Origin of the sequence: Marinagarivorans cellulosilyticus, assembly GCF_021655555.1 — a bacterium.
GTDB lineage: Bacteria > Pseudomonadota > Gammaproteobacteria > Pseudomonadales > Cellvibrionaceae > Marinagarivorans > Marinagarivorans cellulosilyticus.
Map to the genome: position 1 here is coordinate 1,771,923 of NZ_AP023086.1, position 14,119 is coordinate 1,786,041.

10 protein-coding genes are annotated in these 14,119 nt (G+C 43.8%); 1 reads left to right on the top strand and 9 read right to left on the bottom strand.

Translation table 11 applies throughout. From position 1 onward, the window contains the following. The first annotated feature begins 595 nt into the window (after positions 1-595). The gene (locus MARGE09_RS07055) at positions 596-1,180 is read left to right on the top strand and encodes a hypothetical protein (RefSeq protein ID WP_236986635.1); all 585 of its coding nucleotides are present in this window, start codon (positions 596-598) and stop codon (positions 1,178-1,180) included. A gap of 160 nt (positions 1,181-1,340) precedes the next feature. Here the strand turns inward: MARGE09_RS07055 and MARGE09_RS07060 are convergent, their stop codons facing one another. From MARGE09_RS07060 to MARGE09_RS07100, 9 genes are all read right to left on the bottom strand, one after another. Further along, positions 1,341-1,655 carry a hypothetical protein gene (locus tag MARGE09_RS07060; protein ID WP_236986636.1) on the bottom strand — a complete coding sequence of 105 codons (315 nt, stop codon included), beginning with the start codon at positions 1,653-1,655 and terminating at the stop codon, positions 1,341-1,343. A gap of 49 nt (positions 1,656-1,704) precedes the next feature. After that, the gene (lepB, locus tag MARGE09_RS07065) at positions 1,705-2,538 is read right to left on the bottom strand and encodes a signal peptidase I (protein ID WP_236986637.1); all 834 of its coding nucleotides are present in this window, start codon (positions 2,536-2,538) and stop codon (positions 1,705-1,707) included. Positions 2,539-2,588: 50 nt separating this feature from the next. Then, positions 2,589-3,347: a hypothetical protein gene (locus MARGE09_RS07070; RefSeq protein ID WP_236986638.1), complete on the bottom strand. Its 759-nt coding sequence runs from the start codon at positions 3,345-3,347 to the stop codon at positions 2,589-2,591. Positions 3,348-3,827: 480 nt separating this feature from the next. Beyond that, positions 3,828-6,287, bottom strand: a complete 2,460-nt coding sequence (locus tag MARGE09_RS07075; protein ID WP_236986639.1) for a glycoside hydrolase family 3 N-terminal domain-containing protein — start codon at positions 6,285-6,287, stop codon at positions 3,828-3,830. Between the two features lie 161 nt (positions 6,288-6,448). Continuing rightward, positions 6,449-7,282, bottom strand: a complete 834-nt coding sequence (locus MARGE09_RS07080; protein ID WP_236986640.1) for a hypothetical protein — start codon at positions 7,280-7,282, stop codon at positions 6,449-6,451. A 222-nt stretch (positions 7,283-7,504) separates the two neighbouring features. Beyond that, on the bottom strand, positions 7,505-8,905 hold the full coding sequence (locus MARGE09_RS07085) for a hypothetical protein (protein ID WP_236986641.1): 1,401 nt from the start codon (positions 8,903-8,905) through the stop codon (positions 7,505-7,507). Positions 8,906-9,198: 293 nt separating this feature from the next. Further along, complete coding sequence (locus MARGE09_RS07090) at positions 9,199-12,090, bottom strand: ribonucleoside-diphosphate reductase subunit alpha (RefSeq protein ID WP_236986642.1); 2,892 nt, start codon at positions 12,088-12,090, stop codon at positions 9,199-9,201. Between the two features lie 406 nt (positions 12,091-12,496). Then, complete coding sequence (gene holA / locus MARGE09_RS07095; RefSeq protein WP_236986643.1) at positions 12,497-13,546, bottom strand: DNA polymerase III subunit delta; 1,050 nt, start codon at positions 13,544-13,546, stop codon at positions 12,497-12,499. After that, positions 13,533-14,102, bottom strand: a complete 570-nt coding sequence (locus MARGE09_RS07100; protein ID WP_236986644.1) for an LPS-assembly lipoprotein LptE — start codon at positions 14,100-14,102, stop codon at positions 13,533-13,535. The genes holA and MARGE09_RS07100 overlap by 14 nt, the downstream gene beginning before the upstream one ends. Between the last annotated feature and the right edge of the window lie 17 nt (positions 14,103-14,119).

Genomic DNA, 14,119 nt, shown 5'->3' on the forward strand with positions numbered 1-14,119 from the left:
TTAGCTATCTCAGTTCCTTTTTTCCGTAATTCCAGATTGCCTTAGCTGCTTGGCTGTTACCTGATTTCTCAAAGGCGTAGCCCACACTCGCAGTGAGTACGTAATACAATCGGTCGATTGCAGGTCTTTATACGCCTCTGGTTTTTGAAGTTTGAGCTGACTCCCGACCTCATGATCGTGATTGCTGTACAGGTCCAGTAGTTTCTCTTTTGCAAATGTAGTGTAGGTGCTCATCGTTAAATCCTTTATCAATGTAAGTTTTCTGGAATTCTACAGGTTTGCTCGGGTAGCTGTGTGGATATTGGCGCCAGAGTTGCCTTACTTGAATAGATAAGGGTACAGAAAAGAAAGCTGGGCACAAGAAGCCTTTATCGATTGAGTCAAAGAGCATATTGTTTTGAATGTTGATCTCTTTATAATCGAATGGTATTTTTTGGATTACTGCATGTGCTCTTTTTTGTGGCGGCGCCCGTCGCGCACACCCGTCGATAACATACTAGACGGTAGCTAAAGCGGGGCCCAAAACGATATTTGGCTGCAAACGAGGGAAACGTAATTGAGAAGCCCGCCAAGCTAATAGCAAAGGAGACTTTAAATGATTGAGCATAAAACGACTGACAACCCAGACTATGACGTATTGGATGGTTTTGTGCTATATGACGATACAATGCTTTTCAAGGTACAGCCAAACCAAACACTCTTCTTCCTACAAGTCTTGTTTTGGGGGTTTTTCGGTTTTCTGTTGCCGGTTGTTACGGTGGGCCTTGTCGAAATAACAGATACTTACCTTTTTATATTTTTTATTTTACTAGAAATGTCAATAATTTATGCTGGGTATAAATGGTTTCCCAAAAAAATACGCGACACTTATGAAGGTATTGGTATTGACTATTACACAGAGTGTATATTGCATGGACATTTCGACTTAGATAGCCACAAATTTACACCTAAGCAATCATATTCACTGGATCAAATATCCCCTTATTTAAAGAATCGTGTAGGTCCGAAAGGTGTGCGAACGTATCAATCACTAATTCTGACCTGCAAAAATAGAGAGAGTAGCGTAGAATTCGACCTCTTTAGTGGATGTTACGATCGCAATTCTCGCGAGATCTTAACCAATCGATGGCATACTATTTATAGTTTCATGGTAGGTGATTTATTGGACGTTTTAGTTTAATCATATCGGCTAAGGAGGGTTGGCGAATAAAGAAAACTGGACGGGCACTATAAACATACTCAATCCGTGATCTACTCTTTGTTCTTCGTGTAGATATGGCGTAGCCAATTTGTTATAGCAGACTAAAAAAGTGTGAAGTTAAGGCCCGCGCTGATTATGGTTAGCCGCACTTGTGGGATACTTCACGCCATTGGTCGGCGAAACCCTGATTTTTAATATAGCTGGAAAAAATATGCATTGCTTTCTCAAGCCAAGATTGCAGATCGCTGTACCCATCAATAGCAAAGTTATTTTCTTCATCGTCAACCGCTTCATCGACCATTGCCCAAAAGAAAAACGCTAGATCTTCAGCGTCGTCCTTTGATGAAATGTTTACTTCGCCAGTAATCAACTTCGCAGCTAATTCATTATTGAGTCGATTGGCGTAGTGCTGGGTAATGGCTTTTGCCGGTTGGTCAAATTCGTTGAAATTCATCAAGGTCGATCTGCCTCCCGATCTTTTCTGAGTGTAACGGCAGGGCCGATTAATTAGGCAAGATAGCAATCACTTTTCCAATTATATCGCCTTCGTTGACGTAACCCCATGCTCTGCTATCTCGAGAGTTGTCACGATTGTCACCGAGGAAAAAGTAGTGATTATCGGGTACTTTATATTGACCTACCATAGCGGAATTTCGCTTGACCATAAATTGAATATTGTACGGCTCTTCAAGCCCTTCTCTAGCATGCAATATGTCGCCATCAGGCTCCTCGCTTAGCTGGGTGATCAGTTCACCGTTGATAATGACTCCGCGCCGTGTGACCTCGATAGTATCGCCAGAGAGTCCAATCAACCTTTTGACGTGTGGAAGATTACTGTTCGGCGGCAAAAACACATAGGATTCGCCTCTCTCCATAAGGTTGTTATTAATGCTTTCGCTGTCGAAAAGTTGAATGCCAAATGTTCCGTAGGTACCGTATCCAAGTTTGCGAATAATGACAAAATCCCCTTTGTTTATCGACGGCGCCATCGATTCTGCGGGAATACTAAATGGCTCGATCAGAAATGACCGGGTTATGAAAATAGTAGCGAAAAAAGCAGTGATTAACGCGGGTGTTGCCCACCAATGTGAGTACCACTTTCGAGGGGACTTAATGCCATCCTTTTTCACGATGAGAAAACCATGAAGCGGGCAGGCTATGATAAGCACTGAAGTGCTCCATATGCCGTATCTCCAATCAATAACTCCTAGTAATATCGTTATTGCGCTGTATAGCCAAAACAATCGTGGTTTATTGAGATATAAAAATATAAACGCTTGTATGAATGGACCAAAAATAATAACAGGCCAAACTTTAGGTTTCCAATTTTGACTCATAATGTAACTCAGTTAATTATTGGTTCAATAACTCGATTAATCCGTATGAGTCACTTAGCTTTGGGTTTGAATTCCCTAACCACTTTTACATCATCTCTCATCGGCCATACCTCTGTCATGCCTTCGGAATATAGCGCTATATGACTCTTGCTGGCAGTGATCAAGAGTCCTTTGCTCAATACTTTTTGTTCTCCTGCTATTTCAACGAGCGATACACAATTCGAATTTTCTCTGCTATCGGTAGTAATGCAATGTTCTTTTTCGTATTTTTCTACACTAGTAGAAGCGATTTCTGTTCCGTATTGATAAGGGAGTATACAAACAAATAATGCCCCGATAATAATTGCAATTGGCCAGAAAATATACGAGCAGAGTTCGTAAACAGCTGTCGCGATTAGGCCCCAGCGATATGCTGTTAGCCCGAAATACTCTGGCCCTTGATTTTCTTTACTCAAAGTACCATCGATAAGAATATTGCTTAAGCCAAGCTTTCGTCGTTTTACAATGATTGCTAGGCCGTAGAGCATGCATGCAATGACAATGGCTACCCAAATGAATGCGTAATGCATATGGCTAAATAGGAAGAGCAGAAACCTAAGCCCAACGACCCACGTCTCCGTAACTGCCTCACTAAAACCTCGGTTAAGCAGGCTACTATCAAGGCCAAAGGTATTTATATAACCAAGATAAAACGAATACCCCGCCGTCAACAAGCAGGGCGCAAGAAAGGTCAATACCAACGCCGCCAACTGAAGTTTTTCGGCTATCGATTTAATTTCGTTATTTTTGTTGTTGTCGGGGGTTGTCATTATATTTAAAATCTACGTAAATGTTTCAGCTGCTTAGTTAGGGTTGTGATTTCGTGGTTAAACGATGTATTCACGACGGGACCCTTGTTTTTCTTGGTCCGATGCCTGGCTCTTGCAGTCGCAGTATTTTGAGCAACACTACGCGCCGCACCAACAACCAACACTCCAGCGCCAATAAATAACCCCAAGTTATTAGCCTTGGATTATTAGCGCCTTTCATTACACCTCCGAAACATTAACACTATATTGACCAACCCATCAGATAATCAATGTCTCTGATCCCATTGACCCTGTCATTTTTGACGAGGAGGTAATCGAATTTGGGTTCGCTGCAAGCTACTAAAGCCATCGCAAGAAGATTTATAGAATAAGCTTTAATATTCATTTAAAGGTCCATATCAATGATGTCAAAGTGTTTAGGGGGGCGTTGCCCGATTGCCGTTTTTTTAAAGCAATAATGCAGATCGATTATGGCCGGTATTATTGCTTCTTGAATATTGGATGCTCCGAGTTTTCAGAGGGGGCGCAAGGGGGAATAATAGTAGGATCTATCTTGAAGGCAATGAGCGTTAATGTGATGGATAAAATAATAAGAGCTGGTACCTTTGTGTCACTGAATACGTTGTCGTGAATCCTGCTTAGCAAGCCTTCTTTCCTTTCAATTATTTGCCCGTTTCTTTTGCTGTATATTTTAGCAGTTAAGATCAGAAATGCTATGGCTAGTGCTATGATTATCCATTGGAGTGTGGTTTTGTGATTGTACTTTTTATTTTCTTGTTGTTTTATTGGATCCTTTTTCTTTTTGATATTTTCTTCTTGTTGTTTTAATTTTTCTTGTTCTATTATTTTTTCTTTTAATGATTCAATCTCTAACGTTAGTTGCTTTTCCTTTGCTGTTGCATAGTATTTAATTGGTTCAAAGCCTTTGGCTGGATTTATTTTTATGGGGTTCTCATTTAATGCGTCTGGGTTGCCTCCAAAATTAATAGGTAGCTGATCTTTATTTTTTGGATTTATTTCACCATTCAATAAGTCAATATCTGATTTGAATGATAGGCTATGTTTTGTGAAGTTTCCGTAAATATTTATTCTGGATGAAAGCTCTTTCGAGATTATTGTTGGAGTGTAGTGTATTAATAGTATTATTTTCTCGAGAGCTTTTGGCTTGAAATCCAATCTCATTTTCTCTAAAGAATCCATGTCGTCTATGTTAAGTGCTGTGAATATGATTTTGTCGACACTTTTGTCTTTTAATGAGGCCTCTAGAGCTTTGTTGAGCTTGCCTCTTGAGTGAAGTCTGGGGGTGCAGTTTTTTGTATGTTTTTCCGATTTGCAAATCGGAAAAAATTGAGACGATTTAAATTTGTGGGCAAAGGCAATTTTGTAGTTATCTATGTAGTCTTCTTCGATGTAAAAGTGTATGTTTGTGTCTGAGTTTAAGTCTGATATGTTTGCGGTGTCTTTTGATATTTCATGAAGTTTTATGGTCGCGTTATCGATAGTGATCTTAACGAGGTCTTTGATGTCTTTGTGTTTTGTTCTCTTTAGGAATTCAGGTTTTGTAAGATCATCTATATTTTGTAGCTTTTGTTTTATCCATGCTCCTCTAATACCCAAAAGCATTTCTGATGTACTACCTCCAAGCTTCTTGTTATGCGTGGCTTTATAGTAAATTATCTTTTTTAGTGAGGATCTAAAGCGTTTTTCAAGTCTTTCATTGTTTTGTATTCTTAATGTTAGTTCGCTGACTAGTGTTTTTAGGTCGTTGTAGTGGAATGCTTCGTTTATTCCGCGTTTAGGGGTGTTCGGGAGTTCCACGTGAGAAAATATTAGCATGTCGTGACCAGATTCAAGAGCTTCAATGGCAATATCTGTATGGCTTTTGTTGTATTTTTTTCGGTACTGAATGATGGATCCCATATCAGTTAGATCATCCGATAGGATTAGCTTTTCAGAAAAGTTTAGTCCTGGTATGTCTATGCTTTTTATTAATACGGGGTTGTTTTTTTGAAGTAGGTTTGTGACGAATAATTTGCTAAATGTTATTGGTTGTTGCTTGTCTGCCTCTAGGAAGTCGAGGTATACGTGTGAAGTCATTATTCCATCTAGATACTTAGAGAAGTTTTTATAAGGGAGTAATTCTTGCTTTAGTCGTGAGGCGCCTCCGTAATACGTAGGGAATTTTTTTGTCGAATGCATACTTCCGATCACAGATCCTAGGCCTGGGAAATGTTTCGCAATAGACAAGACTCCAGCTTCTCTTATACCTGTAACAAAGTGTGATGCAGAATTGTAGACTCTGTCAGGAGAGCCGCCAAAAGACCTATTTTTGATAGTTTTATCAGCATCGCCTTGGGTGGAGCGATCAATGTCTAGCACTGGGCCTAGCAGCATGTTAATGCCAAGTGTCGAAAGTTGAAATCCTACCGCTTTTCCGTTTAACCTGATTAGCTTTGCGTTGGCCGTTGATGCTAGTGTCAAGGCTGGGGGGGGCTGAATAACGGCCCCTGGAAATGAGGTGAAAGAAGGGCCCTCGAAATCTGCGGCTAAAAATATAGGCAGCTTTAGCTTGGATTTGTCTGATAGTGATTGAAGGTGGTTGTGGAAGCCGATTATAGAGTTTATTGACTCAAGATGAAGCTCAGAATCGTTTTGTTTTTCATAATTATATGAATTCAACATCACCCCCCCTACTCCTAGGGTCGCAATTTGTTCTTCTAATCTAGGGTTTCCTGGGTAATTTTTCGTGTCTCCAGCTGCGCCGATAATTAGTAATTGGCCGATAGCATCTTCTATCGCTACGTTTTCAGAAAATTGATTTATTATTTTAATTTCCTGCTCATTGAGTTCGCTCGGTGCTGCATTGGCGACCAATATAGTGCTTTTAATGATGGGCATGAGAAGAAATATTGAAGCAATTATCGTTGAACTCATTTTCATTGTTAAAAACTCCTAATTTGGCTGTGGTTTCTTGTGAGATGCCATTTTTTGTGAGCGTGCTAAACGCTAGTGGTATATTGAGGTTTTTTATTTTGAGTCTTCGAGTAGAGGTAAAAGTGCAAGTTGGAGTGCGCGCTCCTATGAATTGCACGACCTGATTTTTAGTCCGTTTTGTAGCTTGTTGCAAACGCCATTAAAACTTCCACCGTATATCTGCGCATAAATTTTGAGTAGCCAACGAATAAGGTGAATGCTAATAGGCCGGTAAATGTTGTAAAGTACAGAAGGTTTATATTTGTTATGTCTGAAATAAAAGTTGCTGCTGATAGCCAGAAAAAGAGTAAAGCTATTAGCGTAAGATTTCTTAATAGTCCGTATAGTGTCACGTAGTTCTGGAACTTCTGAATGTGATGATTCGTATTCTCTAGCGTGTAGTGATATATGTAGGCGAAGTAGTTTTGATTGTCTGGATTATATTCTATCTCTTGGTCAGGTTTTCCATGCGTCTTTATGACGTGCTCGATTTTTTTTATTATAATGTTTTGAAGTAGGCCATCTAATTCTTTAGCGTAAAGAAATTTCATTCTCAAGTGGTCGCCGAGTATTTTGTCTAGAATGGATATTGGGAATAATATTACTATAAATATGAGTCCTCTTATTTTTTTGAAGTTGTTATTATCAAATGAATTAAAATAACCTTTTATTTCCTGTCCTAGTAAATATTTTGACGCATGTCCGTGTCGCTTGATTAGGTATAGTTCAATCACCCATGAGGACACTAGGCTCAATATGTGGCCCATAACATAACTTGCCAAAACAAAGGGAAGGTACTGTTTTGCACTGTCGGGAGTTGTGTAGTTAAGTATGGCCGTAATGTTTTGGTTGTCCTTAAATATATGGCTCATATAATAACTTGAGCATTGGATGAATATTATTCCAGGTGTTAGATACCCTAAAAAATCATATACTGAAAAAGGGTTTTGCTTGATTTCCATTGGATGTTCCTTGCTTGTTTTATTAGAAGAATGCCTTTGTGTTTTTTTGTCTGGCCTAAGCAGTGGCCGCTACAATCTCCTATAGATCGCGTATGTTTATTAGGGAATGATCATTGTTGGTTAGTGCGGTGATTTTTGGTGTTTTCGATACCGAACATGATTTGGGTGTGGAACATTTTTCTAGTGTCTTTCGGATTTAATTGATGGGTGGTCTTTGGTTTTCTATTTGTCAATACTTTTTAGTGTTTTTTCGATGTTTTCCGATTGCTCTTCGAGAACATCTGAAGATCGCTTTTCTAAAATTTTTGTTATGCGTGACATTCCAGGTATTTTTTCTAATTTTGATATTGAAATATTTAATTTTGAGCTTGTTTCGAGTGCATCGATTAACGGGTGGTCTGATGTGTCGTAGTTTGATATCAATTTTCCGGGGTTTTCTGCACTGACATCTAATAGGTTGTAGAGAAGTTTTATTCTCAATTCCGTAGAGATACTGTCTTTTTCAATTGATTCGATTTGACTGGAAAGCCCTTCGAAAGTTTTGCTTAAAACTTCTTTGTGTGTGTATTCTTCTACAAGTCGTTTTGATAGGTTTGACTTTTTATTTGACGAGTATGCCAGCCAAACTAAAGGGATATATAGTGGTATTATGGCTGCCATCAGTCGAGGTGATTCGTAAATTATTGTCTCCAGATCTTTTCCTGTAGTCAATAAATATGCGTTGACGATAAATGGAATTAGGGAAACTGTTACGAGTCCGACAATTGACCAATTAAATATTTTATTTAGAGCTTCTCCTGAATCTATTTCGGATTTTCGTTTTTCACTAAATGCATGACTTAAACCTGCTGTCATTGCATCTGGAAGTAGGTCTTTTATTTTCTGCGATGTTGCAGAGTGCTCTGAATTCCATTTGCTAATTTTTGTCGTGACTATTTTTGACTGCTCGTCAATAAAAGAATTTTGTTTCTTTTGTGATTCGTTAATTAAAGTGTTTATAGTCGACTGTGTCGATTCAATTTCGTTTTTCAGTTCATCATAAGCCACCTGTAGCTCGCCTTGAAGGCCGGGCACAAATTTTTCTAGTCCCGTTTCGCTGTCATTTTCGTTATATCCGAATATTTCTAAGTGGGCCTCTTCAACTTCTTCCTTCTTTTTTGATATGGCCTTATGTAGTAGTCCTATCTTTGTAGATGTCTCTGTCCCTGATGCGGAGAGTTCTTTTAGTTTCTCAACTAATCCGACGTATTCATCAAGGTTTGATAACAGTGAATTCATATCTTCCGATTTGTTTTCAAACAGTCTTATTTTTTCTAATACTTCTTTTGATGCTGAGGCCGCGGCCGTTACGTCTTCTTTTTTTCTAAGTGAATCTTCGTGTGCTTCTTTTGTTGCTAGGCTTATTTTTTTAATTTGACCTAGTGCTAACTCAGCTGCTTCTTTAGCGTCAAGCGCTCTGTTCCTGTATTCAGATGTTTTTTTTGCTGCCTGTCTTGCTTCAGCTTCTAGTTCAGGGGGGCGTTTTGAAATTTCATCACTTAAAGTTTTCAAGTCGCTTTTTATAATTTCGACTTCTTTCCAGAGTTTGACCCGCTCTTCGTCTAGGTATTCTTTTGAGATCATTATTTTTATCCTCAATCTTGGCGGGTTTTTGGTATTGGTTATGTTTTCGAAACTCTAAGTTTAATTTAATAAGCCCCACCCTAATTTTCAGGGCCGTCGGAGGCAGGACGCCGACGCAGAGCGTACAGGGATGTATTCAAAGCGTGCCCAGAAAGTTAGGGTGGGGCGGCCGTGCGAAGGGCGATCTAATCTCAACCAGCCCATGATCCACTCCACAAAAAAACATCCCAAGTTAAATATCCAGCTGAAAAAAAGGCCCGATACCTTTCGATATCGAGCCCCTTCGTCAGATCCTACTGACAAGCCTCACAATCAGGATCATCCAGCGAACATGCCTGTGGCACTGCGGCGGGGCCGCTGGCCATTACGTTGGTCTCATCACCGGAGGCCACCTTGTTGTGGCTGCCGCGCTCTACCGTGGACTTCTCGGTGCTAGAAGCGGCCAAGGCGCGCAAATAGTAAGTGGTTTTAAGGCCGCTGTACCATGCCATGCGGTAGGTAACGTCTAGTTTTTTACCGCTGGCGCCAGCGATGTACAAGTTTAAGCTTTGCGCTTGATCGATCCACTTTTGGCGACGGCTTGCGGCATCTACCAACCAGCGTGGCTCTACCTCAAAGGCTGTGGCGTACATTACTTTTAAATCTTCCGGTACACGGTCGATTTTTTGTAACGAACCTTCGTAGTACTTAAGATCGTTAATCATCACGTTATCCCACAAGCCGCGCTCTTTTAAGTCGCGCACAAGGTAAGGGTTAACCACGGTGAACTCGCCAGAAAGGTTCGATTTAACATACAAGTTTTGGTACGTAGGCTCGATAGACTGGCTAACACCGGTAATGTTCGCAATGGTTGCCGTAGGAGCAATAGCCATTACGTTAGAGTTACGCATGCCTTGGGTTTTTACTTTTTCGCGCAGAGTGTCCCAATCGAGCGTGGTGTCGTGGTTCATTTCGATGAACTGCTCGCCACGGTTTTCCTCAAGGATTTTGATGGAATCGATAGGCAGAATGCCCTTGCTCCACAAAGAACCATCGTAGGTGCCATAGCTGCCGCGCTCGGCGGCTAGCTCGCTAGAAGCCTCGATGGCGTGGTAGCTGATAAGCTCCATAGACTCGTCGGCGAACTGCACGGCCTCTTTACTGCTGTAGGCAATGTGCTGCTTATACAGGGCATCTTGGAAGCCCATAATGCCCATGCCTACAGGGCGGTGGCGCATGTTACTGGTGCGGGCAGCCGGTACACTGTAGTAGTTAATGTCGATAACGTTATCGAGCATGCGCACAGCGGTTTTAATGGTAGCGGCCACTTTAGCTTTGTTTAGCTTGCCATCTTCCACGTGCTGCGCCAAGTTAACCGAGCCCAAGTTACACACGGCAATTTCTTCGTCGGCTTTGGTATTAAGGGTAATTTCGGTACACAAGTTAGACGAGTGAATAACGCCGGCGTGTTGCTGCGGGCTACGCAAGTTACAGGCGTCTTTAAAGGTGATCCACGGGTGGCCTGTTTCAAACAGCATGCCCAACATTTTGCGCCACAAGTCGAGTGCACGCACGGTTTTGAACAAACGGATTTTACCTTCGGCCGCCATTTGCTCGTACTCTTCGTAGCGCTCTTCGAAGGCTTTGCCGAATAAATCGTGTAGGTCGGGTGCGTCGTGTGGCGAGAACAGCGTCCATTCTTTATCTTCGAACATGCGCTTCATGAACAAATCGGGTACCCAGTTAGCGGTGTTCATATCGTGGGTACGGCGGCGGTCGTCGCCGGTGTTTTTACGCAGCTCTAGGAATTCTTCAATATCCAAGTGCCAAGTTTCTAAGTAAGCACACACAGCGCCTTTGCGCTTGCCGCCTTGGTTAACCGCAACAGCGGTATCGTTAGCCACTTTAAGGAAAGGCACAACACCTTGTGATTTACCGTTGGTGCCTTTGATGTAAGCGCCTAGCGAGCGTACTGGCGTCCAGTCGTTACCTAAGCCGCCGGCAAACTTACTGAGCATGGCATTATCTTGAATAGCGCCGTAAATGCCGTGTAGGTCGTCGGGCACGGTGGTGAGGTAACAAGAGGATAACTGCGGGCGCAAGGTGCCAGCGTTAAACAAGGTAGGTGTAGAGCACATGTAGTCGAACGAGCTAAGCAAGCGGTAAAACTCGATGGCGCGCTCGTTCTTTTCTTCTTCGCGCTCGGCAAGGCCCATGGCTACACGCATAAAGAAAATTTGCGGCAATTCAATGCGCACGCCGTCGCTGTGAATAAAGTAGCGGTCGTACAGGGTTTGCAAACCTAAGTAGGTAAATTGCAAATCGCGCTCGGCAATAATGGCTTTGCCCAGTAAGTCGAGGTCAAATTCTTTAAGCGCGGGTGATAATAGCTCTAGCTCTACGCCTTTTTCGATGTAAGCCGGTAGGGCTTCGCAGTAAAACTTACCCATTTCGCTTTGGGTGGCTTTATCGGCCACGCCTAAAAAGCGCAGGGCTTCGCAGCGTAATTTGTCGAGCAATAAGCGCGAGGTAGCGTAAGTGTATTCTGGCTCGCGCTCTACCAGTGTGCGTGAAGAAATTACCAATGCGGTGTTTACGTCGTCTTCGGTTACGCCGTCGTAAAGGTTGCGCATGGCTTCGGTAAGAATGGCGCTAGGCTCAGTGTGGCTAAGGCCGGCGCAGGCTTCGGTGACCAAGGTGTTTAAGCGAATCACATCCAATGGTAATAAAGAGCCATCGGCTTGCTTAACGTTAACATCGGGGTATTTGAATTCGGTGCGGCTTAAATTCTTTTGCGCTTCGCGCAGTTTGGCGCGCTCGGTACGGTAAATAACGTAATCGCGGGCCACTTTGTGCTCGCCGGCGCGCATTAGGATTAGTTCTACTTGGTCTTGAATTTCTTCGATGTGGATAGTGCCACCCGATGGCATACGACGGCGGAAGGTAGAGCTAATTTGATTGGTGAGCTTTTCTACCGTTTCGTGAATACGGCTAGAAGCAGCGGCAACACCGCCTTCAACGGCCAAAAAGGCTTTAGTCATCGCGATGCTGATTTGGTCGTCGTTGTAAGGTACGACAGTGCCGTTGCGCTTAATAACACGCAATTGCCCAGGTGCATTGGCAGCCATATTAGAGGGTGCTGTAGCTGGCGTTGTTGGAGCGCCTTTTTGGGGGGCGGCCGGTGTTGAATCTGCATCTGTTTGCATGGGTATCTCCTAAGGTGCGCTGTACTTGTGCTTGTATTGTGGCGGCTAATTATTCGAGTGTGCGTCGGTCTAACGTGACCTAAAAAAATGTCATTTTGTAGTGCCGAACGACAGTGCTTTACCGGCGCACTAAAAAATGTACGAGATGTGTACAAAATAGCGCGCCAAAACTGAGCAAAACACCATATGTTGGGGGTCGTGCTGTATCGGGCTACAAGATAATGCGGTTTGGGCAAAGTTGCAACTGGAGGAAGCAGGGGGAAAATTGTGTGTAAATTGTGGGTATTTCTGTGGACAACTGGCGCCAAGGGCCGCCGTTATTGACGCGGCGCAAAGTGGTGTGGCGCATATGTTCGCAAAGACAATTATATTTTATGGCGCCAGCTTTTTATGCCGAAATAAACCTTTACTGATTAAGCTGTTGCTGAAGCGCTTTTGTGGACAAAGCACGCACGCCAGAAAGCATTAATGTAATGTCGTTAATTAAGCCCCAAGCATCTTGTTTACTGGCGCCCTTAATGGCGCGGTCGGCCAGCGCGCACTGGCGTAATAGCAGGCGCAGTTGGCCCGCTTTTAAGCGGCCCAAGGCTTGGCGTACTAAGGGTATGCGTTTGTCGAAAATACCGTGTTGTTTAGCCACGCTTTCAATGCTGCCACCGCTTTGCTTGGTAAACAGTAGTGCATTGAGGGCGCGAATTTCGCGCGATAGCGCCCATAAAATAATGGTGGCTTCGGTGCCTTCTTCGCGCAGGCCTTGCAGTGTACGTGTGGCGGCGCGTGCATCGCCACCGGTGGCGCGGTCTACTAGGGTGAAGATATCGTAACGGGCGCTGTCGACGACGGCATTGGCCATAGTGCGGCCGTCAATCACGCCATCGTCGCTAACGAGCTTAAGTTTTTGAATTTCTTGTACGCAAGCCAGTAGGTTGCCTTCGACTTTGCTGGCGAGTATGCCTACGGCATCGCTGCTGGCACGCAAGCCTTCAGACTTTAAGCGCAAATCGACCCAGCGCGGGAAAAACTTGGGGCTAATAGGCCATATTTGCAGTGTGCCGCCCACGCTATCGACGGCTTTAAACCATTTGGCGTTTTGCGTGGCGCGGTCAATTTTGGGGAAGACCAGTATTAGCAGGGTGTCTGGGCTTGGGTTTTTACAGTATTCCAGCAGTGCTTGTTTGGCGGCATCGTTGGGTTTGGCGGTGTGGCTGCGCACCTCGATAATTTTGCGCTCGGCGAACAGGCTCATGCTGTTGGCGCTTTGCAGCAGTTGTTGCCAGTCGAGGTTGGCGTCGGTGTGGTACAGCTCGCGCTCGCTAAAGCCTTGTGTGCGGGCGGCTTGGCGCAGCATGTCGCAGGATTCTTGCACTAATAGCGGTTCGTCGCCGGTGATAAAGTAAACCGGCAGTAACGGGCTGCTGCAGTGGTTTTGCAGTTGTTCTGCATTAATGCGTGCCATGGCTGCTGCTCGTGTGGGCGCTGGTGCTTTGGGTGCTTTGTGCTGGCACTGTTAGGGTGTTTGTATGGCTCATGCTTTGCAGCAAAATGCGGTTGATGAGTTCTTGCCGCATTTCTTTGACGAGGGTTTGCTGCTCTTCGGCTTTGGCTAAGTTGGTGCCGGGAATAAAGTCGTATACCCGCTGGGTGGTTAGGGTGGTGGGCAATGCAGGCTGCGCGCCTTTGGGGGTGTAGCTGTAGGCAATTTCTAGGCGCAACTCGTACTGGGCTGCCGCGCCAATACTGGTAACGGCTACGGTGCGCTTTTCGAGCTCTTCGGTATCTAACCAGAGCGTGAGTGGTGCGCTGGGGGTAATTTTTACGCCGCGGCGTACCAAGGTTTGCTGCAGTTGGCGAGCAATTGCGGCGTAAGGGTCGGCGGTTTTTAAGGCGAGCTCTGGCGGCAATTGCCCTTTATTAAAGCCGCGAAGTTGCCAGCCACAAGCGGTAATGGTGAGGGCCAATAAGCCGATTAAGGCAAACCGAAGTGATGTTAAACGCGGCGTGGCTGAGGGCATGGTTAGCGGGTCTCGAG

Excerpts from the sequence above, each read along its gene's own strand:
- MARGE09_RS07055 (WP_236986635.1), top strand. The coding sequence starts at position 596 with ATGATTGAGCATAAAACGACTGACAACCCAGACTATGACGTATTGGAT.
- MARGE09_RS07060 (WP_236986636.1), bottom strand. The coding sequence starts at position 1,655 with ATGAATTTCAACGAATTTGACCAACCGGCAAAAGCCATTACCCAGCAC.
- lepB (WP_236986637.1), bottom strand. The coding sequence starts at position 2,538 with ATGAGTCAAAATTGGAAACCTAAAGTTTGGCCTGTTATTATTTTTGGT.
- MARGE09_RS07070 (WP_236986638.1), bottom strand. The coding sequence starts at position 3,347 with ATGACAACCCCCGACAACAACAAAAATAACGAAATTAAATCGATAGCC.
- MARGE09_RS07075 (WP_236986639.1), bottom strand. The coding sequence starts at position 6,287 with ATGAAAATGAGTTCAACGATAATTGCTTCAATATTTCTTCTCATGCCC.
- MARGE09_RS07080 (WP_236986640.1), bottom strand. The coding sequence starts at position 7,282 with ATGGAAATCAAGCAAAACCCTTTTTCAGTATATGATTTTTTAGGGTAT.
- MARGE09_RS07085 (WP_236986641.1), bottom strand. The coding sequence starts at position 8,905 with ATGATCTCAAAAGAATACCTAGACGAAGAGCGGGTCAAACTCTGGAAA.
- MARGE09_RS07090 (WP_236986642.1), bottom strand. The coding sequence starts at position 12,090 with ATGCAAACAGATGCAGATTCAACACCGGCCGCCCCCCAAAAAGGCGCT.
- holA (WP_236986643.1), bottom strand. The coding sequence starts at position 13,546 with ATGGCACGCATTAATGCAGAACAACTGCAAAACCACTGCAGCAGCCCG.
- MARGE09_RS07100 (WP_236986644.1), bottom strand. The coding sequence starts at position 14,102 with ATGCCCTCAGCCACGCCGCGTTTAACATCACTTCGGTTTGCCTTAATC.